The organism is Mesorhizobium sp. B2-4-18 (assembly GCF_006441385.1).
GTDB classification, from domain to species: Bacteria; Pseudomonadota; Alphaproteobacteria; order Rhizobiales; family Rhizobiaceae; genus Mesorhizobium; species Mesorhizobium australicum.
The window spans coordinates 270,511-293,861 of sequence record NZ_VFUW01000002.1 but is presented as its reverse complement, the minus strand read 5'-3'; the positions used below and the strand labels follow the sequence as shown (position 1 = coordinate 293,861).

23 protein-coding genes are annotated in these 23,351 nt (G+C 63.2%); 15 read left to right on the top strand and 8 right to left on the bottom strand.

The window, feature by feature from the left end:
- The first annotated feature begins 10 nt into the window (after positions 1 to 10).
- Genes hemP through FJ527_RS04945 form a run of 5 tightly spaced genes read left to right on the top strand, consistent with a single transcriptional unit; the run spans position 11 to position 4,126 of the window.
- On the top strand, positions 11 to 217 hold the full coding sequence (gene hemP, locus FJ527_RS04965; RefSeq protein WP_015317483.1) for a hemin uptake protein HemP: 207 nt from the start codon (positions 11 to 13) through the stop codon (positions 215 to 217).
- Positions 218 to 240: 23 nt separating this feature from the next.
- Positions 241 to 1,302, top strand: a complete 1,062-nt coding sequence (locus FJ527_RS04960; protein WP_140821993.1) for a hemin-degrading factor — start codon at positions 241 to 243, stop codon at positions 1,300 to 1,302.
- A gap of 10 nt (positions 1,303 to 1,312) precedes the next feature.
- Positions 1,313 to 2,221: a hemin ABC transporter substrate-binding protein gene (locus FJ527_RS04955; RefSeq protein WP_140821991.1), complete on the top strand. Its 909-nt coding sequence runs from the start codon at positions 1,313 to 1,315 to the stop codon at positions 2,219 to 2,221.
- 5 nt (positions 2,222 to 2,226) lie between these two features.
- Positions 2,227 to 3,327 (top strand): iron ABC transporter permease, encoded by a 1,101-nt coding sequence (locus FJ527_RS04950; RefSeq protein WP_015317486.1) that lies wholly within the window; start codon positions 2,227 to 2,229, stop codon positions 3,325 to 3,327.
- A 7-nt stretch (positions 3,328 to 3,334) separates the two neighbouring features.
- Positions 3,335 to 4,126, top strand: coding sequence for a heme ABC transporter ATP-binding protein (locus FJ527_RS04945; protein WP_140821989.1), 792 nt, complete (start codon positions 3,335 to 3,337; stop codon positions 4,124 to 4,126).
- Between the two features lie 32 nt (positions 4,127 to 4,158).
- Here FJ527_RS04945 and rirA read toward each other — a convergent pair whose 3' ends face one another.
- Positions 4,159 to 4,623, bottom strand: coding sequence for an iron-responsive transcriptional regulator RirA (gene rirA / locus FJ527_RS04940; protein ID WP_015317488.1), 465 nt, complete (start codon positions 4,621 to 4,623; stop codon positions 4,159 to 4,161).
- Between the two features lie 268 nt (positions 4,624 to 4,891).
- On the opposite strand from rirA, the gene FJ527_RS04935 reads away from it, so the two are divergent.
- The 3 genes from FJ527_RS04935 (at position 4,892) to FJ527_RS04925 (ending at position 7,478) form a co-directional block, all read left to right on the top strand.
- Positions 4,892 to 6,187: a DUF445 domain-containing protein gene (locus tag FJ527_RS04935; protein WP_140661089.1), complete on the top strand. Its 1,296-nt coding sequence runs from the start codon at positions 4,892 to 4,894 to the stop codon at positions 6,185 to 6,187.
- Positions 6,188 to 6,292: 105 nt separating this feature from the next.
- On the top strand, positions 6,293 to 6,721 hold the full coding sequence (locus FJ527_RS04930) for a phasin family protein (RefSeq protein ID WP_140821987.1): 429 nt from the start codon (positions 6,293 to 6,295) through the stop codon (positions 6,719 to 6,721).
- Positions 6,722 to 6,980: 259 nt separating this feature from the next.
- Positions 6,981 to 7,478 carry a MaoC family dehydratase gene (locus FJ527_RS04925; protein ID WP_140616028.1) on the top strand — a complete coding sequence of 166 codons (498 nt, stop codon included), beginning with the start codon at positions 6,981 to 6,983 and terminating at the stop codon, positions 7,476 to 7,478.
- A 232-nt stretch (positions 7,479 to 7,710) separates the two neighbouring features.
- Here the strand turns inward: FJ527_RS04925 and FJ527_RS04920 are convergent, their stop codons facing one another.
- On the bottom strand, positions 7,711 to 9,111 hold the full coding sequence (locus tag FJ527_RS04920; protein WP_140714906.1) for a PLP-dependent aminotransferase family protein: 1,401 nt from the start codon (positions 9,109 to 9,111) through the stop codon (positions 7,711 to 7,713).
- 107 nt (positions 9,112 to 9,218) lie between these two features.
- Here FJ527_RS04920 and FJ527_RS04915 point away from each other — a divergent pair, with 107 nt between their 5' ends.
- The gene (locus FJ527_RS04915) at positions 9,219 to 10,109 is read left to right on the top strand and encodes a DMT family transporter (protein ID WP_140616032.1); all 891 of its coding nucleotides are present in this window, start codon (positions 9,219 to 9,221) and stop codon (positions 10,107 to 10,109) included.
- Positions 10,110 to 10,121: 12 nt separating this feature from the next.
- Here the strand turns inward: FJ527_RS04915 and FJ527_RS04910 are convergent, their stop codons facing one another.
- Together FJ527_RS04910 and FJ527_RS04905 are read right to left on the bottom strand one after the other, a co-directional pair.
- Positions 10,122 to 11,165, bottom strand: a complete 1,044-nt coding sequence (locus tag FJ527_RS04910) for a zinc-dependent alcohol dehydrogenase family protein (protein WP_140821985.1) — start codon at positions 11,163 to 11,165, stop codon at positions 10,122 to 10,124.
- Positions 11,166 to 11,275: 110 nt separating this feature from the next.
- Entirely contained in the window at positions 11,276 to 11,737 is a 462-nt protein-coding gene (locus tag FJ527_RS04905) for a helix-turn-helix domain-containing protein (protein ID WP_015317495.1), read from the bottom strand.
- 99 nt (positions 11,738 to 11,836) lie between these two features.
- On the opposite strand from FJ527_RS04905, the gene FJ527_RS04900 reads away from it, so the two are divergent.
- Positions 11,837 to 13,069: an MFS transporter gene (locus FJ527_RS04900; protein ID WP_140821983.1), complete on the top strand. Its 1,233-nt coding sequence runs from the start codon at positions 11,837 to 11,839 to the stop codon at positions 13,067 to 13,069.
- Positions 13,070 to 13,072: 3 nt separating this feature from the next.
- On the opposite strand, the gene maiA is transcribed toward FJ527_RS04900, so the two are convergent.
- Both maiA and FJ527_RS04890 read right to left on the bottom strand, forming a co-directional pair.
- Positions 13,073 to 13,723, bottom strand: coding sequence for a maleylacetoacetate isomerase (maiA, locus tag FJ527_RS04895; protein WP_140821981.1), 651 nt, complete (start codon positions 13,721 to 13,723; stop codon positions 13,073 to 13,075).
- Between the two features lie 3 nt (positions 13,724 to 13,726).
- Positions 13,727 to 14,422, bottom strand: coding sequence for a fumarylacetoacetate hydrolase family protein (locus FJ527_RS04890; protein WP_140661096.1), 696 nt, complete (start codon positions 14,420 to 14,422; stop codon positions 13,727 to 13,729).
- A 229-nt stretch (positions 14,423 to 14,651) separates the two neighbouring features.
- Here FJ527_RS04890 and FJ527_RS04885 point away from each other — a divergent pair, with 229 nt between their 5' ends.
- Positions 14,652 to 15,335: a response regulator transcription factor gene (locus FJ527_RS04885; protein ID WP_015317499.1), complete on the top strand. Its 684-nt coding sequence runs from the start codon at positions 14,652 to 14,654 to the stop codon at positions 15,333 to 15,335.
- 13 nt (positions 15,336 to 15,348) lie between these two features.
- On the opposite strand, the gene FJ527_RS04880 is transcribed toward FJ527_RS04885, so the two are convergent.
- The gene (locus FJ527_RS04880; RefSeq protein WP_140714914.1) at positions 15,349 to 16,689 is read right to left on the bottom strand and encodes a hybrid sensor histidine kinase/response regulator; all 1,341 of its coding nucleotides are present in this window, start codon (positions 16,687 to 16,689) and stop codon (positions 15,349 to 15,351) included.
- A 14-nt stretch (positions 16,690 to 16,703) separates the two neighbouring features.
- Positions 16,704 to 17,840, bottom strand: coding sequence for an FIST signal transduction protein (locus FJ527_RS04875; RefSeq protein ID WP_140821979.1), 1,137 nt, complete (start codon positions 17,838 to 17,840; stop codon positions 16,704 to 16,706).
- Positions 17,841 to 18,152: 312 nt separating this feature from the next.
- On the opposite strand from FJ527_RS04875, the gene FJ527_RS04870 reads away from it, so the two are divergent.
- The 4 genes from FJ527_RS04870 (at position 18,153) to FJ527_RS04855 (ending at position 23,304) form a co-directional block, all read left to right on the top strand.
- On the top strand, positions 18,153 to 18,653 hold the full coding sequence (locus FJ527_RS04870) for a (2Fe-2S)-binding protein (RefSeq protein WP_015317502.1): 501 nt from the start codon (positions 18,153 to 18,155) through the stop codon (positions 18,651 to 18,653).
- 111 nt (positions 18,654 to 18,764) lie between these two features.
- A complete protein-coding gene (locus FJ527_RS04865; RefSeq protein WP_140821977.1) occupies positions 18,765 to 21,110 on the top strand; it encodes a xanthine dehydrogenase family protein molybdopterin-binding subunit in 2,346 nt (781 codons plus the stop codon).
- Positions 21,111 to 21,224: 114 nt separating this feature from the next.
- Complete coding sequence (locus FJ527_RS04860) at positions 21,225 to 22,022, top strand: xanthine dehydrogenase family protein subunit M (protein WP_140821975.1); 798 nt, start codon at positions 21,225 to 21,227, stop codon at positions 22,020 to 22,022.
- A gap of 259 nt (positions 22,023 to 22,281) precedes the next feature.
- Entirely contained in the window at positions 22,282 to 23,304 is a 1,023-nt protein-coding gene (locus FJ527_RS04855; RefSeq protein ID WP_140821973.1) for an acyltransferase, read from the top strand.
- Positions 23,305 to 23,351 lie beyond the last annotated feature (47 nt).

Sequence of the window (23,351 nt, the reverse complement as noted above, 5' to 3'; positions counted from 1 at the left end):
ATCGACCCAGATGAACACGCACAATCCCAACGAGTTTCGCTATCGCGTCCGCCGTTCCGACGATACCTCCACCCGTTTCGATCGGGTCTCGCTGGCGGTGCGGACGCTGTCCAGCAACACGCTGTTCCAGGGCGAGCACGAAATCGGAATCGAGCATCATGGCGCGCTCTACCGGCTGAAGATCACCCGCCAGGGCAAGCTCATTCTCAACAAGTAAGGCAAGGCATCAGGGGTAAAGACATGGACCAGCGCGTAAAACCCGCTCCGCATGAAATCCGGCGGGCCCGGACCGACAATCCGAAAGCGCGCGAGCGTGACCTCGCCGCCCAGCTCGGCATTTCGGAGGCCGAGCTGGTGGCCGCGCATTGCGGCGACGGCGTCGTCCGCGTCGAACCGCGCGTCAACGACCTTCTGACCGGTCTCGAGGCCGTTGGCGAGGTGATGGCGCTGACCCGCAACGAAAGCGCCGTGCACGAGAAGATCGGCGTCTATGACAAGGTCGTCACCGGCAATCACAATGCCATGGTGCTCGGCGAGAACATCGACCTGCGCATTTTTCCGAAAATCTGGGCGCATGGCTTTGCCGTGGAGAAGCGCGACGGCGACGACATCCGCCGCAGCCTGCAGTTCTTCGATGCGGCCGGCGACGCGGTGCACAAGGTGCATCTGCGCCCGACCTCCAGCCTCCATGCCTACCAGAAACTGGTCGCCTCGCTGGAATCACCGAACCAGGAGCCGACGATCGACATCTCAGGGACAGTTCTCGATGAGGAAAGCGAGGCCGGGGCATCGACGGCGAGCCTGGACGACCTGCGTGACCGCTGGAGCCGGCTGACGGACGTGCACCAGTTCTTCGGCATGCTGAAGACGCTGAAGCTCAGCCGCCGCCAGGCGGTGCGCATGGTTGGCCAGGACTACGCCTGGCTGCTCGATAATGACGCGGTGCGCGCCATGTTCCATCACGCCGCTGAAAGCGAGATGCCGATCATGTGCTTCGTGGGCAACCGCGGCTGCATCCAGATCCACTCCGGGCCGATCAAATCGATCAAGCCCATGGGGCCGTGGATCAACGTGCTCGACGAGACCTTCCACCTGCACCTGCGCACCGACCACATCCATGAAGTCTGGGCGGTGCGCAAGCCGACCAAGGACGGCCATGTCACATCGCTCGAGGTCTATGCCGCCAATGGCGACATGATCATCCAGTTCTTCGGCAAGCGACATGAAGGCGAAAGCGAGCGCGAGGACTGGCGTTTTCTGGCCGAGCACCTGCCGCGCATTCCGAACCCGACGGCAGCCTGAGGAGAGTGCGATGCGGTTTGTTTCGAGGCCGTCCGCCCTGCGCGGATCGAGGGTCGGTTATGCAATCGGCCTTTCCATGGCTTTCGCCGCGCTGCAACCAGCCGGCGCCACCGAAGGCGTTTCGGTGTTCGCCGATCCTTCGAAGATCGCCGCTATTGGCGGCTCCATCACCGAGATCGTCTATGCGCTGGGCGAGGAGAGGCATCTGGTGGCGCGCGATTCCACCAGCCTCTATCCAAAGGCCGCGCTCGACCTGCCTGATGTCGGTTACATGCGCCAGCTGTCGCCGGAAGGCGTCTTGTCGGTCAATCCGACGGGCATACTGGCATTGCACGGCAGCGGCCCCAGGGAAGCCGTCGACGTGCTGAAGAAGACGAGCATTCCGTTCATAGAAGTGCCCGAGCAGTACAACCGCGAAGGCATCCTCCAGAAGGTCCGCATTGTCGGCAAGGCGATCGGGGTCGAGGCCAAGGCCGAGGTGCTGGCCAGGGCGCTCGATGCGAAACTCACAGCCGCCGAAAAGCGGACAGCCTCGATCAAGGAGCGCAGGCGCGTGCTGTTCATTCTCTCGACGCAGGGTGGCAAGATCCTGGCGGCCGGCAGCGAAACCGCGGCCGACGGCATGGTCAAGCTGGCGGGCGGGGTCAATGCGGTGGAAGGCTTTTCCGGCTACAAGCAAATGTCGGACGAAGCGATCATCACCGCAAGGCCGGACGTGATCCTGATGATGAGCAATGCCGGGCCGCCGGTCTCGGACGACGAAGTGTTCGGCAATCCATCCATCGCCTCAACGCCGGCCGGAACGGCGCGCAAGCTGATCCGCATCGATGGCGCCTATCTACTCGGCTTCGGGCCGCGCACGGCCGACGCGATCCATGATCTCGCCGTTTCGCTTTATGGCGCACAGGTCACGGACTGAGCATCATGGCCGACCAGTCGATCGCAGGTCCGGCGAAGCCGATTAGGGCATCCGAAGGGGATCGTTCCGGCCGCGCCCGTGCCGTCATCCTTCTGCTGTGCCTGGGCTTGGCGATCGCCATCTTGCTTTCGCTCACATCCGGCGCATCGGATGCATCCGCCGTGACCGTCTTCAGGGATTGGCTCTTTGGCTCCGTCCCCGGCGATGCGGCGCTCAACGCCCGCGACAGCTTGATCGTCCATGACATCCGCATGCCACGCGTCATCCTCGGCATGTTGGTGGGTGCGGCGCTCGCGGTTTGTGGCGCCGTCATGCAAGGACTGTTCCGCAATCCGCTCGCCGAACCCGGTCTGATCGGCGTTTCCGCAGGATCCAGCCTTGGCGCGGTGGTCATCATCGTTCTTGGCGGGACCGTGCTGGCGCCGGTGACCGCCTTGCTCGGAACGCTGGCGCTGCCGCTTGCGGCGTTCGTCGGCGGTCTCGTCACCACATTGGCGCTCTATCAGGTCGCCACGCGACGTGGGCAAACCTCGGTCGCCACCATGCTGCTCGCGGGCATAGCCCTGGCGGCACTTGCCATGGCGCTGACCGGAATCCTCATATTCATGGCCGACGATCGCCAGCTGCGCGATCTGACCTTCTGGTCACTGGGATCGCTCGGCGGTGCGACATGGGCCAAGATAGCTTCCGTAGGACCCATAATCGTCCTGGCACTGGCGGCGATGCCGTTCCTGGCCCGCGGCCTTAACGCGCTGGCGCTGGGCGAAGCGACCGCCGGCCATCTCGGCATTCCGGTGCAGCGGCTGAAATACACCGCCATCATCGGCGTTTCGGCGGCGGTCGGCGCCTCCGTCGCCGTCAGCGGCGGCATCGGCTTCGTCGGCATCGTCGTGCCGCATCTGCTGCGACTGCTGATCGGACCCGACAATCGTTACCTGCTGCCGGCCTCGGCGCTGCTCGGCGCCTCGTTGTTGCTGCTCGCCGATGCGGTCGCCCGCACCATCGTGGCGCCGGCCGAGCTGCCGATCGGCATCGTCACCGCGATATCAGGCGCGCCGTTCTTCCTGTGGATATTGCTGCGCAGGCGCGGCGTGATCGATTTGTGAGGCTGGAATGATCGAGGCGAGGGATGTTTCGGTCGATATTGCCGGCAAGAGAATTGTTGCCGGTGTCGATTTCGATGCGCGGCCGGGCGAGGTGGCCGCAATCGTCGGCCCCAATGGTTCGGGCAAGACGACCTTCCTGAGGGCATTGTCGGGGGACCTCGGCTATACCGGGAGCGTCGTCCTCAACGGCCGCGACCTCGCAGCGATGAAGCCGGTGGAGGTCGCCGTCCAGCGGGCTGTGTTACCGCAGGCGACGACACTGTCGTTTCCTTTCACTGTGCGGGAGGTCGTCAGGCTTGGCCTGGTCGGTGGCCGTTCGGGCGTGCTGCCGGGCGAGGACGGACGCCTGCCGGAACGGGCGCTGGCGTGGGTCGATCTCGACGGCTTTGCCGGCCGCTTCTACCAGGAACTTTCCGGTGGCGAGCAGCAGCGTGTCCAGCTTGCGCGCGTGCTGTGCCAGGTCTGGGCACCGGTGCTCGACGGTAAGCCGCGCTATCTGTTCCTTGACGAGCCGGTGTCCAGCCTCGACATCAAGCACCAGCTGATCATCATGAACATCGCCCGCGACTTCGCCAGAAGGGGCGGGGGCGTGGTAGCGATCCTGCACGACCTCAATCTGACGGCCATGTACGCTGACCGCATCTTCGTGATGCATCGCGGCCGGCTGGCCGCCAGCGGCTCGCCCCGCGACGTGCTGAGTGACGACCTGATCGAGAAGGTGTTCGATTGCCGGCTCAAGGTCGGCGTGCTGCCGGCCGGCAACATGCCGTTCGTGCTCCCGCAATCGTCGGTCAGCTGATATTCAGCCGACACTGCACGATGCGGCAGGGATCAGGCCGCTGGGGCGCGGCGCTCCATCAGCATGTCGATGCCGAGCAGGGCGCGTACATTTGGCCTTGCCGCCACGAGGTCGGCGATCGTGTAGCGGGCAAGCACGGCGAAGAAGGCGTTGAGCGCTTCGCGCAATGCGGAGTTCAGCGCGCAGCTGTCGACCAGCGGACATTCGGCGGCATCGTTCTCGAAGCACTCCGCCATGGCAAAACTTTCCTCGGTCACGCGCACAACGTCGAACAGGCTTATCGATTCGGCGGCACGGCCGAGCCGTACCCCTCCGTTCCGGCCGCGCACAGTCTCGACCATGCCATTCTCGACCAGAGGCTGCAGGATTTTGAACAGGAACAGTTCCGACACCGAATAGGCGGCCGCGATCTCCGGGATGCGGCTCAACCGGTCATTGTTGGCGGCGCAATACATCAGAATGCGCATGGCATAGTTGGTTTGGCGCGTAAGCCGCATCTTGTCCTCACTCGGCGCTGATATGATGCAACCACGCCAGAGTCTAAACTTTGCTGGCGCGGCCCTCGTCCGGAATCCGGATCGCTGCACTGGTCTTGGCGGAATATGGCCTATACCTTGGAATAATTCCAGACTAGCCGGGCATCATAGATGAATAAACTCGTCAACTTTATGTGCGCCGCCGGGCAAAAGCCGGGACAGACAAACCGGCTGCCACGGGCATTCCGGCGGCCGCGGCACTAGATAGGCCTAATAGACGAGGAGCGGCATGGCTCAATCGGACCAATCCCTGGCGCCAGTGCGGTTCGATGCCGACGCGGGCGCCAAGCTTTCCGCGCTGCGGCGGACAAAGTTCGTCGCCACGGCGGCATTGGCACTCTGCGTGGTGGTCTTTGCCTTGGCCAAGTCCTTCCAGAGCAGCTATCCATGGCTCGGCTTCGTCGCCGCCTTCGCCGAGGCGGCAACGATCGGCGGCCTTGCCGACTGGTATGCGGTGGTGGCGCTGTTCAAACGGCCGCTCGGGTTGCCCATCCCGCACACCGCCATCATCCCGGAAAACCAGGACCGTATCGCCGACAATCTCGGCCGTTTCATCGAGGCCAATTTCCTGGCGCCGGAACCGGTGCGTGAAAAACTCGCCGAGGTCGATTTTTCGGCGCTCGTGGCCGACTGGCTGGCCGATGCCGAACGCGCCGCCGGCCTGTCGCGCTTCGTCGTGCGGCTGGTGCCGCAGACGCTTGCCGCCGTCGAACAATCCGGTCTGCGCGGCTTCGTCACCAGCCGCATGCTCGAACAGATCGAAAAGGTGCCGCTGGCGCCACTTGCGGCCGAACTTCTGTCCGCGCTCACCGACGACCGCCGCCACCAGAAGCTGTTCGACGAGTTCATCAAGGTCATCGGCCGGTTCCTCAACGACGAACAGGCGCTGGCGACGATGCGCGACAAGATCCGCGAGGAACTCCCGTCGCTATTCAACCTGTTCCGGGCCGACGCCTATCTCCTGAAGAAGATCGTCGCTTCGGCTGGCTCCTTGCTGGACGAGGTGCGTGCCGATCCAGATCACCCGATGCGCGCCGAATTCGACCGTTTCGCGCAAAGTTTCGTCGAGCGGCTGCGCACGTCCAAGCAATATGCCAGGCGAGCAGAGAAAATGAAGCGCGACTTCCTCGCCAGACCCGAAATCAGGGCGCTGGCCGGCGACATGTGGGAGAGCCTCAGCCTGTTCATCGAGCAGGACGCCAAGGCGCCGAATTCGTTGATCAGGGAGCATCTGGCCAACATGTTTGTCGAAGTCGGCCGCCATCTTGCCGGAGACGCGCAGATCCGGGCCGACATGAACCAAGGATTCGTGGTGGCGCTGGCCTCCTTCGTCGAAAGCCAGAAGAGCGGTGTGTCGAAATTCATCGCCGACCAGGTCAAGCGCTGGGACCTTGCCCAACTGACACGCCTGATCGAGATGAACATTGGCAGGGACCTGCAATATATCCGCTTCAACGGCATGATCATCGGTGGGCTGGCGGGCATCGTGCTTTACACGATCGAGCTGCTGCTCCCGGTCAATTGATCCTAGCGATCGCCTAGGCCCGTGTTCGAAATGGACACGAGGCGTTCGAGTGCTATTCTCCTCGATGAGGGCGTCCGCGATCGCGGCAAAGGGGAGATGACAATCATGGCCAGACAATCGGAATCCGATTCCTTCATGGAAATGTTCGGCAGGTTCGGCCGTGACCTGAAGGTGCCGAATGTGGATGTCGAAGCGATTCTTGCGCATCACCGCAAGAATCTCGAAGCTTTGGAGAAATCCGCGCGTGCCGGAGCGGCTGGGACGTCCTCGCTGTTGTCTAGGCAACGCGAAATGCTGCAGGACACGCTGCGCGAGATCGCCGACATGGCGCAGAGCTACCGTGCACCGGGCAATCCGCAGGAGTTGATGGCCAAGCAGACCGAGTTTGCCAGAAAATCCTTTGAGGCGGCGCTCAAGAACGCCGCTGAAGTGGCTGAGCTAGCCAGGAAATCAGGCACCGAATCGATCGACATCCTGCGCGCGCGCATCAAGGAAGCGATGGAGGAGGTCCGCGCCGGTTACGAGCAGAAGTAGGTTCTCATGGGCTGTCGTTCCGCTCTCGGCCGGGCACACCCCGTTCCCGATTCCGTAACCTTTCGCACAGTTGCATTAGCGCCACGCCATAAGCTCCCGGCAGTCTGAAAGGTCGAAAAAGTCCCAATTCGCCTGCCATCGCATGGCAAGACGTGGCACGAGTGAGCGCGAATCCGCCGGAACGGATTTGCGAGGGACGAATTGACAGAGGCCGCCGGTTCGTGGTCCGGAAGCTTTGGAAGCGATCGGGAAAGCAGGCATGACGGAAGTACGGCCTAAAACGCCGCCAACCTACGAGCAGCTGAGAACGATGTCCGGACAGGAGCTCGGCGTCTCGGAATGGACCACGGTCGACCAGAACCGTATCAACCAGTTCGCCGAATGCACGGGCGACCATCAATGGATCCACGTCGATCCTGAACGGGCGCGGCGGCAAAGCCCGTTCCGCACCACGATCGCGCATGGCTATCTGACACTGTCGATCATCGGCGCGCTGGCCCTTGAAATGGGTATCGTGCCCGAGAATACGCAGGCCGCCTTCAACTATGGTTTCGACAAGGTGCGTTTCCTGGCGCCGGTCAAGGTCGGCGCACGCATTCGCCTGCGCACGACGCTGCTTTCCATGGACGACAAAGGCCCGGGCCAGTATCTGATGAAGGCAGCCAACACGGTCGAGATCGAAGGCGAGGAAAAGCCGGCGCTGATGGCTGAAACACTCGTCATGCTCTACGAGCGCCGCAAACGGGCAGGGGCCTGAACGGCGCCCGCCAGGCTCCTTGCGTCATTTCCTTCAGCTGTTCTTGTGCGGCAAGGAATAGGCCCAGATCTGGGTATGGCATTTCGGAAAAGGCATGATTGAGCATCCGCGCAAATGGTGAGATTTGGCGGCGTTCTGCCGTTTCATGGATGGTCTGATTTGATGGAGTAGAAGGCCGCAACAACGAGGTGTTGTCGCGGCTTATTTGTCTGCTGACTTGGTGGTTCCCATATCAGCGAGTCATCGCCGTTTCGAGCGCCTTGAAAATCCGCTCGTCCGCGCACTGGGCGACGTTGAAGCGCAGGAAGCGGCTGGCGGACTGCGACAGGCTAAACGCATTGCCGGGCGCCAGCACGATGTTGTCGGCGAGCGCACTGCGGGCGATTTCGGCCGCGTCCACGCCTTCCGGCAGGGTGCACCACAGGAACAGCCCAGCCGGCTGCTCGATCCAGGGCGTAATGCCGATCGCCTTCAGCCGGGCGCTGGTCTCGCCCATGGCCCGCGAAAGGCGGGCGCGCAGCAAATCCATGTGCTTTCGGTAGCTGCCGTCCTTCAGCAGCGTCAGCACAAGTTCGGCCGCCAGCCGTCCGCCGCCGAAAGTCGTGGCGATCTTGAGATCGGTCAGGCCCTCGATCCAGTCACGGGGCGCGGCGATGAAACCGCAGCGGACCGACGCCGACAGCGTCTTGGAAAAACTGCCGATCTGGACGACGCGACTAAGGCCGTCGAACGCCGCTAGCCTTGGGGCGGGAATGTGCTCGAAATCGGCGAAGATATCATCCTCGACGATGGTCAGATCCGACTGGTCGGCCAGTTTGAGCAAACGATGGGCCGTCACCGGAGACAGGATCGCGCCGGTCGGGTTGTGGATGGCCGAGTTGGTGATGTAGAGGCGCGGCCGGTGTTCGGCCAGCGCCTGGGCGAACAGCTCGATGTCCGGCCCCGATGGCGTGTAGGGCACGCTGACGACCTTGGCGCGGTGGGCGCGCAGCAGAGCATGGAAATTGAAGTAGCAGGGATCGTCGACCAACACGGTGTCGCCCGGCTCGATCAGGAACCGGCAGAGCAGATCGATGGCCTGGGTGCACGATTCCGTCAGCATGATCTGGTCGGGGGAGGCTTCGATGCCGTGCCCGGCCATGCGCCGCGCCAGCAATTGCCGCAGCGGCGGCAGCCCGAGCGGCGTGCCGTAATCTGCGAGAGCGACATCGTCGGCACGCGCGACCGTGCGCAATGCCCGGCGCAGCCCGGCCTGTGGCATCCATGAAGCCGGCAGCCAGCCGCAGCCGGGTTTCAGGACCTCGTCGCCAGCCTCCAGGGACTGGCGCGAGACCCAGAGCGGATCGACGGCACGGTCGAGCCGGGGACCGATCTCGGCGAGCGACAGCGGTGCCAGCGACCCGGCGGCATAGAAACCGGAACCGGGCCGCGAACGGATCGCGCCTTCGGCGGCAAGCCGTTCGTAGGCCTCGACCACGGTGGATTTCGACACCTGCATGGATTTGGCGAAAGCGCGGATCGAGGGCAACCTTGCTCCAGGCGTCAGGCTGCGCGCGGCAATCCGCTGCCGGATGGCGGCCATGACCCCTTCGACGAGAGTTCCGCCGCTGTCGAGCCTGACTGCTTCGTCCATCTGTACCTTCCAGAAAACCATGACAGTTTTATCGAATTGTACTGCATTGTCTCTGGTGGCGCCATAGCCGCGGGCCCCATAGAGGGGCGAAACAAACGGAGCCTGCGATGGACAAGACGGCGAGCGGCTGGGTGAGCGGATTTATCGGCGTGCTGATTTTCAGCGGTTCGTTGCCGGCGACGCGCGTGGCGGTGATGGATCTCGACCCGATATTCCTGACGTCGGCCCGCGCGGTTATTGCCGGCCTGCTCGGTCTCGCGCTGCTGCTTGTGTTCCGCGAGAAGCGTCCCGGGCGTCATGACTTGCTGTCGCTCGTCATCGTTGCGCTTGGCGTGGTCGTCGGCTTTCCCTTGCTGACGGCATTGGCGCTGAAGCATGTCACCTCGGCCCACTCCATCATCTTCGTCGGCCTGCTGCCGCTGGCGACCGCGATCTTCGGCGTGCTGCGCGGCGGTGAACGGCCTCGGCCGGCCTTCTGGCTATTCTCATGCCTGGGCAGTGCGCTGGTGGCGGGCTTCGCGCTTGCGCAAGGCGTGACGGCTTCGCCGGTCGGCGATGGGCTGATGCTTGCGGCCATCGTCGCCTGCGGCCTTGGCTACGCCGAGGGTGCCGCGCTGTCGCGCAAGCTCGGGGGCTGGCAAGTGATCTGCTGGGCGCTGGTGCTGTCCCTGCCGGTCATGCTGGTGCTGACTTTTGCGACCCTGCCGCCATCCTTCGCCAGCGTAGGCTCCAATGCCTGGATTGGCCTTGGCTATGTCTCGCTGTTCAGCATGCTGATCGGCTTCGTGTTCTGGTATCGAGGCCTGGCGCAAGGCGGCATTGCGGCGGTGGGGCAGTTGCAGCTTCTGCAACCGTTCTTCGGGCTCGCACTGGCGGCGACGCTGCTGCATGAACAGGTCAGCCCGATGATGATCGTCGTCACGCTCGGCGTGGTGCTTTGCGTTTTCGGCGCGAAGAAGTTTGCCAAGCAGGATTTGCCGCGTCGTGCGGCTGCATAGCGGTGCCGACCCTCACGAGAACTTCGTCACCACCCCAATGCCGATACCCTCGAAGCCGCCCATCGCCATCAAGGCCGCTGGCGCTTCGTCGAGGCTGATCTTCTTGCCGACCAGCAGTTCGGGTTTGAGCTTGCCGTGGCGGATCATCTCCATCATCGCGGGGTAGCGATAGGCCTGCATGCCGTGACTGCCGAGGATTTCGAGTTCGAAGGCGATCACCTTGTCCATCGGCACCTGCGGGCGGGCGTGTTCGCCCAGCATCAAGCCGACCTGCACGTGACGGCCGCGCCGGCGCAGGTTGGCGATCGAGTTGAAGGACGTCGTCGGATGGCCGAGCGCGTCCATCGACATGTGAGCGCCACCATTGGTGATCTGCTTGACGGCCTTGACGACGTTCGGCGTCGTCGAAGCGTTGATGGTCGCCACGGCGCCGATCTGTTTGGCGAAGTCCAGCTTTTCCTCAGTGAGGTCGATGGCGATGACGTTGGCGCCCATCGAACTGGCGATCATGATTGCCGACAGGCCGACGCCGCCGCAGCCATGCACCGCCACCCATTCGCCGGGCTTTACCCGGCCCTGATCGACAATGGCGCGGAACGATGTGACGAAGCGGCAGCCGAGGCTGGCGGCGGTGGCGAATTCCATTTCGTCGGGCAGGCGCACGAGATTGGTATCGGCGTGTTCGATAGCGACATATTCGGCGAATGAGCCCCATGTGTTGAAGCCAGGCTGGGACTGGTGTTCGCAGACCTGGTGATTGCCTGATGTGCATTCGAAGCAGTGGCCGCAGCCGACGGCAAACGGCACGGTGACGCGTTCGCCCGCCTTCCAGCGGGTGACGTGCTTGCCGGCGGCAACCACGACGCCGGCCAGTTCGTGGCCCGGCACATGCGGCAGGTGGATATCGGCGTCATGGCCCATCCAGCCGTGCCAGTCGCTGCGGCAAAGCCCGGTCGCCTCGACCTTGATGACGACGCCATCGGCCGCCGGCTTGGGGTCTGGCACGGTCTGGATCGTCGGCGCTTCGCCGAATTTCTCGAAGACGACGGCTTTCATCGTTCACTCCACCCTTGAGACGGCACGCACCGTGGGAAACGATAGCCGATTCCCTGTTCGGTCAAGCGGAAATCGATTCCGCCAGGCTGGCCAGTCCGCGGACCCCGCGGTCAGCTGTTTTCCTGGTTGCGGAAATCGGCAAGCCGGGTGTCACCGGGGGCAAGCAGGCGGCCGTCTTCTGCGTGCACTTCAAGACGCCTTATCGGCCGGCCACTCTCCGTGTCGACCATGAAGGTGTAGGGCTCGCCCGGACCGGAGAAATAGGTCTCGCCCCATTGCCGCAAGGCGATCAGCACGTAGAACAGGCCGCGTCCTTTTTGCGTCAGCACATATTCATGATGCGCGCTGCCGTCGGGGGCCGGGACGGTTTCGAGGATGCCGTGCGTAACCAGATTTCGGAGCCGCGCCGACAGGATGTTCTTGGCAACGCCCAGGCTCTTTTGGAACTCGCCGAAGCGTCGCAACCCGTCGAACGCGTCGCGCACGATGAGCAGCGACCACCAGTCGCCGATCGCATCCAACGGTCGCGCGATCAGGCAATCCGCACTCTGGTGGCTCGTTCGTTTCACCATGGCTTTCGTTGGTCCAGATTGTTCATTTTGGTTGCAAGATAAAACTGTTTTGTTTATCCCGCAAGTGGTTTCAAATTGAAACCTTTTGTGGAGAGCCTCATGAATATACAGGTGGTGAACGGCGCGGCAGCGAAGGCGGCGCAGCCCGAAGAGCCGAGGCAAGTCACACCGGGATTGTCCGCAATGACCGCGCTGGTCTTCGCCATCGCCTGTGGCCTGAGCGTCGCCAATGTCTATTTCGCCCATCCGCTGCTCGACGCCATGGCGCATGATTTTGCCATTGCGCCGGCCTCGATCGGCATCGTGGTGACAATCACGCAGGTCGGCTATGCGCTTGGCCTGTTCTTCATCGTGCCGCTGGGCGACCTGTTCGATCGCCGCAAGCTGATTGCCGGCCAGGCGATCCTTTCGGCCGTGGCGCTGATAGCCGTTGGACTTGCACCGAACGCGGCGATGCTGCTGGCGAGCCTCGCGGCGGTCGGGCTGCTTGCCGTGATGGTGCAGGTACTGGTTGCCTACGCGGCCGACCTCGCCGCGCCGTCGCAACGGGGGCGGGCGGTCGGCACCGTCACCAGCGGCGTCATAACAGGCATCCTGCTTGCCCGCTTCGTCGCCGGCGTCGTCGCCGATCTCGCCGGCTGGCGCTGGGTCTATCTTGTCTCGGCCGGCCTTACACTTGTCATGGCGGTTGTTCTCCACACCATCCTGCCGCGCCATGAGGCAGAGCGGCCGCGCACGTCCTACATCAGGCTGTTGGGCTCGATGGTGCTGCTGTTCGTGCGGGAACCGCTGCTGCGCGTGCGCGCGGTGTTCGCCTTGCTGATCTTCGCCAGCTTCAACGTGCTGTGGGCACCGCTGGTGCTGCCGCTCAGCGCGCCGCCATTTTCACTGCCGCACACCGCGATCGGGCTGTTCGGCCTTGCCGGTGTCGCCGGCGCGCTGGGGGCGCGATGGACCGGTGGTCTGGTGGATCGCGGGCATGGTCAACTGGTCACTGGCCTCAGCCTGCTTATGATGACGACGGCCTGGCTGCCTATCGCCTTCATGGGCATGTCACTATGGTTGCTTGTCGCCGGCATCGTCATGCTGGATCTGGCAATCCAGGCCGTCCACGTCACCAATCAGAGCCTGATTTTCTCCCGTCGGCCGGATGCGCGCAGCCGGCTGGTCGGCGGCTACATGATCTTCTACTCGGTCGGCAGTGCGCTCGGCTCGATCGCCTCGACCATGGCCTATGCCGCGGCCGGCTGGAGCGGGGTCTCGTTGCTGGGGGCGAGCATCGGCTTGATGGCGCTGCTGTTCTGGGCGCTGACACTGCGCGTTGGCCGGTGAGCCTTACTCCGCGTCGATCTGGTTCTGTGGCGCGGCTTTCTGGAAGGCGGGTAGCGCCACGCAGGCGGCGTTGATGCGCGCGATTGTCGGATAGGGCGTCATGTCGACGCCGAAGCGGGCGTTGCTGGTGACTTGCGCGGCAAGGCAGATGTCGGCCAGCCCCGCCGCCTCGCCATGGCAGAATGTGCCGGTTTCGGGCGACGCGGTGAGCAATTTTTCGAGCGGTCCAAATCCTTCACTGACCCAATGCCGGAACCAGTTGGCGACATCCTGGTCGCCGGCGCCGAACAGGGTGCGCAGCGAAGCCAGCACGCGCAGATTGTTCACCGGGTGGATGTCGCAGGCGATCATCTGCGCCAGCATTCTCACTCGTGCCCGGCTCGGCGGATCCTTCGGCAATAGCGGGGGTTCAGGTATGGTCTCGTCGAGAAACTCGATGATCGCCAGCGATTGCGTCAGGAGCATCCCGTCGCTCCAGATCAGTGCCGGCACCAGCCCTTGCGGATTGACCGCGAGATAGGCCGCCTCCAGATGCTCGCCATGGCGCAGGTGATGCGGGATGTAGTCATAGCCCACCCCTTTCATCTCCAGGGCAATCCGCACCCGGTGCGAGGTGGAGGAGCGGAAGTAGTTGTGCAGGACAATGTCGCTCATGCGTCACTTCCGCTGGCCGATGGTCAGTTCGATCGTGCCGATGCCGTCGACACCGCCTGATATCGTTTCACCCGGCTTGATCGCGCCGACACCGGCGGGCGTGCCGGTGAAGATCAGGTCGCCAGCCTGCAATTCCACGCCTTCGCTGCAGATCGAGACGATGTCCGATACCGGCCAGATCAGTTCGGCGAGGTCGGCATCCTGTTTCACCGCGCCGTCGACGGCGAGCCAGATGCGTCCCTTGGCCGGGTGCCCGGATTTCCGTGCGGCAACCAGCGGGCCGCAGGGCGCGGAACGGTCGAAGGCCTTCGACCAGTCCCAGGGCCGCGCCGCCTTCTTGGCGGCATCCTGGAGATCGCGGCGGGTGAGATCGATGCCGACGCCATAGCCCCAGACATGGTCCAGCGCTTTGTCGCGGGAAATGCGAAAGCCTGAGGTGCCGATCGCCACCACCAGTTCGATCTCGAAGTGGAGGTTTTCCGTCAGCGGCGGGTAGGGGATATCAGTGCCGGAATCGACCACCGCGTCGGCCGGCTTGGTGAAGAAGAAGGGCGGATCGCGATCGTCATTGCCGAACTCGCGCGCATGTGCCGCATAGTTGCGGCCGACGCAGAAAATGCGCCGCACGGCAAAGCGTTCGCCGGAACCCGCAATGGCGACGGAAGGCGTTGGCGGGGCGGGAAGGACAAAGGCGGTCATGGCGGTCTCTGCGTTTGGCGGGGAGTCGGCGGCACATTCGGCCGATTTCCAGGGGCGGGCAAGGCGTCGCTTTTGATAAAGCATGGGCTTCGCCTAGGCTGTATAAGGAATTCAGGCTTCCGATCATTTTTTGCAGCGATGAATCCTGTTCGACGGCGATAGACTATTTGCCAATAATCCGGCCATGGTCAGGAGACTATGGTGTGCCCGGTAAACCGGAACGAGCCCTATGACAGCCCCTACCGATCGCGTCCGGTTCCTTATCATCGACGATCATCCGCTGTTTCGCGAGGCGCTGCACAGCGCAGTTCAAATGGCTTATCCCGAGGTCGACACAGTCGAAGCGCGCTCGATCGCCGAGGCGCTGGACTTGCTGGCCGACGCAAAGCCTTTCGACCTTGCGCTTCTGGACCTCAGCATGCCCGACGTGCACGGCTTCGAGGGGTTGTTGCAGCTCAGGACCCGCTATCCGCGCCTGCCAGTGGTGATCGTGTCGGGTTATGAGGAGCCTCGCATCATTTCCGAGGCCTTGTCCTACGGCGCTGCCGGCTTCATTCCGAAATCGGCGCGCAAGAGCGATCTCGCCGCCGCCATTCGCTCGGTGATGGACGGCGCGATCTATGTGCCTGAAACCTATGAGGGCCTGCCGCCGGGCGCGGACAGCACCGATCGCGCCGATATGGTGCAGCGGCTTTCCAAGCTGACGCCGCAGCAATTGCGCGTGCTGCAGATGCTGCGCCAGGGCCTGCTCAACAAGCAGATCGCCTACGAGCTGCAGGTCGGCGAGACCACGGTGAAGGCGCATGTGTCGGAGATCCTGCGCAAGCTCAATGTGTATAGCCGCACGCAAGCGGTGATCGAGGTGTCGAAGCTGGACAGCGCCGAGCTGTTCCGGGATCAGGTAGGGTTTTGAACCAACCCTCCCGCTATGCCAGCAGATGCGCCAGCAGTGCCCTTAGCTGCGCCGGCTTCACCGGCTTGCGCATCAGTTCGATGCCGCCGGCCCGTGCTGCCTTGGCCACGGCTTCGGAGCTGTCGGCGGTGACGATCAGCGCCGGCACGGCGCGGCCGAGATAGTCGCGGACCTCCGATATGGTGGCGGTGCCGAGATCGCCGCCGTCGAGATGCTGGTCGGCAATGACGATGTCGGGCAGCCAGTCGGTGTCGCCAAGCATGTCCAGCGCATCGGCGGTGGAGGTCGCCGCGCGTACCAGGCACTGCCAGCGTTCGAGCAGGAAGGTCATGGCTTCCAGCACTTCGGCGTCGTTTTCGACCAGCAGCACCTTGGTGCCGAACAGGCCGTAGCCGCGCGGCCGCTCCATGCTGGCGGCGCTGGCGATGGCGTCGGCCGGCGCGCCGAGGCCGACGGGGACATCGATGTGGAAGATGGTACCGCGGCCGACCCTGGATGAAAACGTGACGGGATGGCCGAGCGCGCCGGCCATGCGGCGCACGATGGCGAGCCCCAGCCCAAGACCGCCGCCGTCGAGTTCGGCGGTAGCCGGCAAGGTGCCGCGATGGAACTCCTCGAACACCGCTTCGCGCTGATCCTCGGGGATGCCGCAGCCCGTGTCGGCGACATCGATGCGGATGGTGTCGCCGCGATGGCGTGTGCCGACAAGGACGCCGCCCGAGCGCGTATAGCCCAGCGCGTTGGAAAGGATGTTCTGCAGGATGCGGCGCAGCAGCGTCCTGTCCGAGCGGACCACGGCATTGACCGGCCGGAATTTCAGCGACAGCGCCTTCAATTCCGCCACAGGCTGGAAATCCGAGCGCAGCGACGAGAACAGCGCCTCCAGGCTGACGTCGCCAATGTCGGGCTGAACCACGCCGGCGTCGAGCTTGGAGATGTCGAGCAAGGTGCGCAGCAGGTCTTCCATTGTTTCCAGCGAGCGCTCGACCTGCCGCACGAGCTTCTTTCCCTCTTCGCTGGTCTGCACCTCGGCAAGGGCTGAGACGGAGAGATGGGCGGCGTTCAGCGGCTGCAGCACGTCGTGGCTGGCCGCAGCCAGAAACCGTGTCTTGGACAGGTTCGCCTGTTCGGCGTTTTCCTTGGCGGCGCTGAGATCGATGTTCGACTGCTCCAGCCGCCGCAACGTCGAATGCAGTTCCTCGGTGCGCGTACGCACCCGGCTTTCCAACGAGATCGCCGTCTGGAACAGCGAAAAGGCATTGCCTTGCTGGTCCATCGAGCGCTCGACGCGGCTGACCAGGGCGGCGTTGATCTTCTTCAGCCTGTCGAGATCGTTTATGTTCCTGAGCGGCATGCTGTTGCGCCGCCCTATTCAGCCGCCTGGCGGTCGCCGAAAGCGATGCCGGTGAAAGTCTGGTTGAGGTGCATCGACCGGTATTGTTCGCCATAGGTGCCGAAGCCGATGACATTGTTGACCCGGTAGAGTTCCGAAATGTCACGAAAGACCTGGCGGTTGCGCGCATCCAGCCGGCGCAGCACGCAGTCGAAGCCAAGGATCATATCGATGCCGCCCAGCCTTTCCTCGACCTCGCGCAATGCCGCTCGTGTCGCGTCCACCATGTCCTTGGGCTGGGCGATCGACAGCACGACACCGTCATCGATGGCGCAGAAGAACGACAGCGAGCCATCCGCGTACATCTTCTGGATCGAGCGGCAGTAATATTCTCCGCCCACCTTCACCACCACTGGATGCGAGGCGAAGCTCAACGGTGTCAAGGTCTGTGGGAGGATCCCGACCGAAGCGGCATATTCCTCCGCCGCATTGGTGGCGTTGAATTCCCGCACGACGCGGTGATCCGGGTCGGACGCGGTCACCACCAGCTTTTCGTCGGTGGGAACGAAATTGTCGGTCTTGAAGACGTGGAACGGAATTTCCGTGGCGACCAGCACGATGATGGCGCTGTCGGAGGTGACCCTGCCGTTCGAGATCAGACGCGTCGTCTCGAATTTCAAATCGTCGCCAGCCGAGCCGCCGAGGAGCGGTATGTCGTCGAGACCCCAGTGGATGGCCGAACTCACCGCTTCCTCGGCATAGGACAGCCCGTCGATGAAGCAGAGCGCGAAGGTGTTGCTGGTCTGCTCGCCGCCGAGCCGGGCGCGCAGCGTGCGCCGCAGGGCCTCGACCTCTTCGGTGATCCTGTCCATGCCCGATGTCGACAGATTGTCGATCATCGTGCTGACCGCCGTGAAGGACGCCGAGGGCAGCAGCATCGCCAGCATATGGCCTTCCTCGAGCCCCTGCGGCGTGATCTCGCCGGCGGTGGAACAGCCAGCATGGTGGAGACACGGCGCGTGGGCCGAGAGTGCCCGTGACAGGGCGCCGGCCTCGATCAGGCTCTGGGAAAAGAACACGAGGGCAAAGCCGGCATTGATGGCGGCGGCCTCGGCGGCTACCGCTCGTGCGAAGACATCCGGGTCGGGCTGGTCCGTGGTCAGCGCCGACAAGCCGCATGCGTAGCGCGTCCGTGAACTTGTCAGCGGCGGTCCTCCCGCATTTCCTCCGACGCCTTCTTGTGCGCGGCTTTTCAAGTGCTCCTGGCGCGCGGGCGACGAGGGCATTGTTGCCGCCAGAAGGCGTTTTGGCAATGGGGCCGGAGGAATGCACTTTGGTGCCCTGGCCATGACCGAAAGTACAATGATCCGCCTTTTCCGTCGTGCTGTTTTTTGTGCGTTGTGCGGTGTACGACTAGCACGTGGCCGAAGTGCCAGCGGCGCGTCGGCAGCGTGATGACCAAGGTTGACACCCAGGGAGGGGCTATGTCGGACGTTTCGTTGATGGTGAACGGGAAGCGGGTCGGCGGTGCCGTCGAGGATCGAACGCTGCTCGTCCATTTCCTGCGGGAGAACCTCGGCCTGACCGGCACTCATGTCGGTTGCGACACCTCGCAATGCGGCGCCTGCGTCGTGCATGTCGATGGCAAGGCGGTGAAGTCCTGCACCATGCTCGCGGTCCAGGCCTCGGGGTCGAGCGTGATTACCATCGAAGGCCTGGCCAGTGGCGCCGACTTGCATCCCGTCCAGGTAGCCTTCAAGGAACATCATGGTCTGCAATGCGGCTTTTGCACGCCGGGCATGATCATGGCCGCGACCGACATGATCAACCGCCACCCCGAAGGCCTCGACGAGGCCACGGTGCGGGCAGAACTCGAAGGCAATATCTGCCGCTGCACAGGTTACCACAACATCGTGAAAGCCATCCTCGCCGCATCGACGACGATGTCGAAGGGGGCCAAGGGCAAGGCGAAGCAAGCGGCATGAGGGAAAGAGGAGTGGAGTAGTCGGTAGTCAGTAACCGGTCTGAACCGGCGGCTGTCCTCACTACTACTTCCTATTCACACTTCCTATTCACTTTTCGGGAGGAATCTCTGCATGGGTATCGAAGGTGTCGGCGCTCGGGTCGCGCGCAAGGAAGACAAAAGGTTCATCACCGGCGCCGGCCGCTATGTCGACGACATGGTGGTGCCCGGCATGAAGCATGCGGCCTTCGTGCGCAGCCCGCACGCCCATGCGCAGATCAAGAAGATCGACGTGAAAGCGGCTCAAGGCATGCCGGGCGTCATCGGCGTCTTGACTGGCAAGGAACTCAAGGCCGACGGCATCGGAAACCTCATCTGCGGCTGGATGATCCATTCCAAGGACGGCACGCCCATGAAGATGGGCGCATGGTCGCCGCTGGCAGTCGACAAGGTCCGTTATGTCGGCGATGCGGTCGTGGTGGTGGTGGCGGAAACCAAGGGCCAGGCACGCGATGCGGCCGAGGCGGTCGAGATCACCTACAAGGAATTGAAGGCGGTCGTCGATGCGACAAAGGCACTCGAAAAGGGCGCCCCGCAGGTCCATGCCGAAGCCGAGAACAACCTGATCTTCGACTGGGAGATCGGCGATGCCAAAGCCACGGACGCCGCGATCAAGGCGGCAGCGCATGTCACGCGCATGAAGATCGTCAACAACCGGCTGGTGCCGAACGCCATGGAGCCGCGCGCCGCACTTGGCCATTACGACAAGGCCGAGGATCATTATACCTGCTGGACGACATCGCAAAACCCGCATGTCGCGCGGCTGGTGATGAGCGCCTTCTACAATGTCGCGCCCGAAAACAAGCTGCGCGTGATCGCGCCGGATGTCGGCGGCGGCTTTGGTTCCAAGATCTATATCTACCCGGAAGAGATCGTCTGCCTGTGGGCCTCCAAGAAGACCGGCGTGCCGGTGAAATGGGTCGCCGATCGCACCGAGAGCTTCCTCACCGACGCGCATGGCCGCGACCACGTCTCGACGGTGGAAATGGCATTCGACAAGAACAACAGGATTACCGGCTTCAAGGTCGATACGATCGCCAATCTCGGCGCCTACATGTCGCTGTTCTCTTCCTGCGTGCCAACCTATCTCTATGCAACGCTGCTGTCGGGCCAATATGACATCCCGGCCATCCACGCCAATGTGCGCACTGTCTATACCAACACGGCACCCGTCGATGCCTATCGCGGGGCAGGGCGGCCGGAAGCCACCTATCTTCTGGAACGCACCATGGAAGCGGCGGCACGCGAGCTCGGCGTCTCTCCGGCAGACCTTAGGCGCAAGAATTTCATCACCACGTTTCCGCACCAGACACCGGTGATCATGAACTATGACGCCGGGGACTATGGCGCTTCGCTCGATGCGGCGATGAAGACCGCCGACTATACCGGCTTTGCCAGGCGCAAGGCGGATTCGGTCAGGAATGGCAAGCTGCGCGGCATCGGCATGAGCTGCTACATCGAGGCCTGCGGCATCGCGCCGTCGGCGGCTGTCGGCTCGCTCGGCGCCGGCGTCGGCCTGTGGGAATCCGCTGAGGTAAGGGTCAACGCCGTCGGCACGATCGAGGTGCTGACCGGCTCGCACAGCCATGGGCAGGGGCACGAGACGACCTTCGCGCAACTGGTCAACCAGCGTTTCGGGGTGCCAATCGATTCGGTGTCGATCGTCCACGGTGACACCGACAAGGTGCAGATGGGCATGGGCACCTACGGCTCGCGCTCGGGCGCGGTCGGAATGTCGGCGATTGCCAAGGCGCTCGACAAGGTCGAGGCCAAGGCCAAGAAGATCGCCGCCCACCTGCTCGAAGCCGACGAGGGCGACATCGTCATCGAGAACGGCGAGGTCAAGGTCGCCGGCACCGACAAGAGCCTGCCGTGGTTCCAGGTGGCTTTGGCCGCCTATACCGCGCACAATTTGCCGGCCGGCATGGAGCCGGGCCTGAAGGAAACGGCGTTCTACGATCCCGCGAACTTCACCTTCCCGGCCGGCTGCTATATCTGCGAGGTCGAGATCGATCCGGAAACCGGAACGACCGAGATCGTCCAGTTCGTGGCTGCGGACGATTTCGGCAACATCATCAATCCGATGATCGTCGAAGGCCAGGTGCATGGCGGCATCGCCCAGGGCATCGGGCAGGCGCTGCTGGAAGGCGCTCACTACGACGCCAGCGGGCAACTGCTGACGGCAAGCTACATGGACTACACCATGCCACGTGCCGGCGACCTGCCGTCGTTCAAGGTCTCGACGTCGAACACGCCATGTCCGAGCAACCCGCTCGGGATCAAGGGCTGCGGCGAGGCCGGTGCCATCGGCTCACCGCCAGCAGTGATCAATGCCATCACCGACGCCATCGGCATCGTCGATATAGCCATGCCGGCCACACCGTCCACCGTGTGGGCCGCGATCCGCGCCGCGAAATGAGTGAGTAGGGAAGTAGTGAGTTGCGGATAGGGCAGCGTGCCATCTCCGGCGGCGGCCATTCCCTGCTCCCTACTGACTACTCACGGCTGACTAACCACTTAGGGGGAGGATCCCATGTACGCAGTCAACTATCACCGTGCCGCCTCGGTCACTGAAGCCGCCAAGCTCGTGAAGAGCGGCGACGCCAAGCTGCTTTCTGGCGGCATGACCTTGATCCCCGCCATGAAGACGCGGCTGGCGGCGCCGTCCGATCTGGTCGACCTGTCCCGCATCAAGGAACTGCAGGGGGTCAAGGTGTCGGGCAAGACGGTCACGATCGGCGCTGCCACCACGCATTTCGACGTTGCCAATGACGAGAAGCTGCGCAAGGCCTGCCCGGCACTTGCCCATCTGGCGTCGCTGATCGGCGATCCGGCGGTACGCCACAAGGGCACGATCGGCGGTTCGATCGCCAATAACGATCCGGCGGCGGACTATCCGGCCGCACTTCTGGCGCTCGGCGCCACCATCATCACCAACAAGCGCGAGATGTCAGCCGACAAGTTCTTCAAGGGGCTGTTCGAAACCTCCTTGAAGGACGGCGAGATCGTCACGGCGGTCTTCTTTACGGCACCGGCGAAGGCTGCGTACGAAAAATTCCGCAATCCGGCCTCGCGCTACGCGATCGTCGGCGTGTTCGTGGCCAAGGGCAAGGACGGCGTCAGTGTTGCCGTCACCGGCGCCGGCGACGACGGCGTCTTCCGCTCGAAGGAGATCGAGGCAGCACTTGCCAAGAGCTTCGATGCCGCTTCGCTCAATGGTGTGAAAGTTCCGGCGAAGAACCTGATGAGCGACATTCACGCTTCATCAGACTACCGTGCCAATCTGATCACAGTCATGGCCAAGCGCGCGGTGGCGGCAGCCAACGCCTGACGCAAGATCGATTAGGCCAAGGGAACGGGCTGTCACGGCCCCGTTTTTCACTCCCGGCGACTGTCGTTGCCCAGTTCCCGGCGGCCACGTCTCCACTCTTGCTTGAAGCAATTCCGGCCCATGCTGCGGGGGAGACGCATCAGCGACAATCTCGCACTTGCACAAACTTATATTGCACTGCAGTATAGATCAGGGCGGGAATGCGAGCCGGGTTCGGGAATTAGCCGTGCCTTTCGCATTACAATGCGAAGGGATCGGCATGTCCGAAATTTCCGCGACCCATTTGGTTCCGCCCCGAGCGATCGTCGAGCGACCGGCCAGGACAAGACTGGCCTATCTCGATGGCTGGCGCGGTCTGTCGATCGCTCTCGTGCTGATCGGGCATTTTTTTCCCGTTCCCGGGATCAATCTGGGCGTGCTGGGCGTCGAATTCTTCTTCGTGCTCAGCGGCCGGCTGATGGCCGAAATCCTGTTCATCGAACGCTATCCGCTGAAGAAATTTTTCAAACGCCGGTTCTCGCGCATCTATCCGGCGCTTCTGGTCTTTGTCGTCGTCGCCATGGTCGCGCTCTCAGGCACGTTCATCGCCTTCAAATGGAAGGCGGCCCTGACGGCACTCACCTTCACCTACAACTATGCCGGAATTCTCCTGAATCGGGCTGGCGCGCTCGACCACATCTGGTCGCTCTGCATCGAAGAGCATGCCTATATCATCCTGGCGGCGATCAGCGCGGTCGTTGCCAGCCGCAGCCGTGTCATCCCGCTGCTGCTGGTCCTGGCTCTGCTGGCCATGGTCAATGGCGCGGTTTCCTACTGGTTCCTGCACATGGATTATGAGACCACGTACTGGCGCACCGACGTGCACATCGCCTCGATCCTGCTGTCGGCCGCGATCTGCCTGCTCAAAGCGGACGGCAAGCTGCCGACCTTGCTGAAGGGGCCTTATGTCGCCGTTGCGGCGGCCGTCGGCGCGGTTTGCCTGTTCATGGACTCGGTACCGACACCGATCCACTACCTGGCCGCGGTGCCATTGCTGGCGATTGCCGTCAACGCGCTGGATTTCAGCACGCGGTTCTTGTCCGGATGGCTGTCGTCCCTGCCGATGACGACGCTGGGTCTATGGTCATATTCGCTCTATCTGTGGCAGCAGCCCTTCTACAAATTCGTCTACGAGCAGGGCAGCAATCCATGGCCGATGCTGGCCGGGGTTTTTGCCTGCGCGCTCTGCAGCTACTACCTGATCGAGCGCCCAGCACGCGAATGGCTCAACCGCAATTGGTGAGCCGCCCGATTGTTTTGATGGTGGCCAGACGATAGCCGTACGACCGC

Bases quoted from the DNA above. Each gene is read 5' to 3' on its own strand.
- FJ527_RS04905 (WP_015317495.1), bottom strand. From the start codon at position 11,737: ATGGTGAAACGAACGAGCCACCAGAGTGCGGATTGCCTGATCGCGCGA.
- FJ527_RS04880 (WP_140714914.1), bottom strand. From the start codon at position 16,689: ATGCCGCTCAGGAACATAAACGATCTCGACAGGCTGAAGAAGATCAAC.
- FJ527_RS04870 (WP_015317502.1), top strand. From the start codon at position 18,153: ATGTCGGACGTTTCGTTGATGGTGAACGGGAAGCGGGTCGGCGGTGCC.
- FJ527_RS04925 (WP_140616028.1), top strand. From the start codon at position 6,981: ATGACGGAAGTACGGCCTAAAACGCCGCCAACCTACGAGCAGCTGAGA.
- FJ527_RS04915 (WP_140616032.1), top strand. From the start codon at position 9,219: ATGGACAAGACGGCGAGCGGCTGGGTGAGCGGATTTATCGGCGTGCTG.
- FJ527_RS04890 (WP_140661096.1), bottom strand. From the start codon at position 14,422: ATGACCGCCTTTGTCCTTCCCGCCCCGCCAACGCCTTCCGTCGCCATT.
- FJ527_RS04860 (WP_140821975.1), top strand. From the start codon at position 21,225: ATGTACGCAGTCAACTATCACCGTGCCGCCTCGGTCACTGAAGCCGCC.
- FJ527_RS04900 (WP_140821983.1), top strand. From the start codon at position 11,837: ATGAATATACAGGTGGTGAACGGCGCGGCAGCGAAGGCGGCGCAGCCC.
- FJ527_RS04930 (WP_140821987.1), top strand. From the start codon at position 6,293: ATGGCCAGACAATCGGAATCCGATTCCTTCATGGAAATGTTCGGCAGG.
- FJ527_RS04935 (WP_140661089.1), top strand. From the start codon at position 4,892: ATGGCTCAATCGGACCAATCCCTGGCGCCAGTGCGGTTCGATGCCGAC.
- maiA (WP_140821981.1), bottom strand. From the start codon at position 13,723: ATGAGCGACATTGTCCTGCACAACTACTTCCGCTCCTCCACCTCGCAC.
- FJ527_RS04960 (WP_140821993.1), top strand. From the start codon at position 241: ATGGACCAGCGCGTAAAACCCGCTCCGCATGAAATCCGGCGGGCCCGG.
- FJ527_RS04955 (WP_140821991.1), top strand. From the start codon at position 1,313: ATGCGGTTTGTTTCGAGGCCGTCCGCCCTGCGCGGATCGAGGGTCGGT.
- FJ527_RS04920 (WP_140714906.1), bottom strand. From the start codon at position 9,111: ATGGACGAAGCAGTCAGGCTCGACAGCGGCGGAACTCTCGTCGAAGGG.
- FJ527_RS04950 (WP_015317486.1), top strand. From the start codon at position 2,227: ATGGCCGACCAGTCGATCGCAGGTCCGGCGAAGCCGATTAGGGCATCC.
- FJ527_RS04885 (WP_015317499.1), top strand. From the start codon at position 14,652: ATGACAGCCCCTACCGATCGCGTCCGGTTCCTTATCATCGACGATCAT.
- FJ527_RS04910 (WP_140821985.1), bottom strand. From the start codon at position 11,165: ATGAAAGCCGTCGTCTTCGAGAAATTCGGCGAAGCGCCGACGATCCAG.
- FJ527_RS04855 (WP_140821973.1), top strand. From the start codon at position 22,282: ATGTCCGAAATTTCCGCGACCCATTTGGTTCCGCCCCGAGCGATCGTC.
- rirA (WP_015317488.1), bottom strand. From the start codon at position 4,623: ATGCGGCTTACGCGCCAAACCAACTATGCCATGCGCATTCTGATGTAT.
- FJ527_RS04945 (WP_140821989.1), top strand. From the start codon at position 3,335: ATGATCGAGGCGAGGGATGTTTCGGTCGATATTGCCGGCAAGAGAATT.
- hemP (WP_015317483.1), top strand. From the start codon at position 11: ATGAACACGCACAATCCCAACGAGTTTCGCTATCGCGTCCGCCGTTCC.
- FJ527_RS04865 (WP_140821977.1), top strand. From the start codon at position 18,765: ATGGGTATCGAAGGTGTCGGCGCTCGGGTCGCGCGCAAGGAAGACAAA.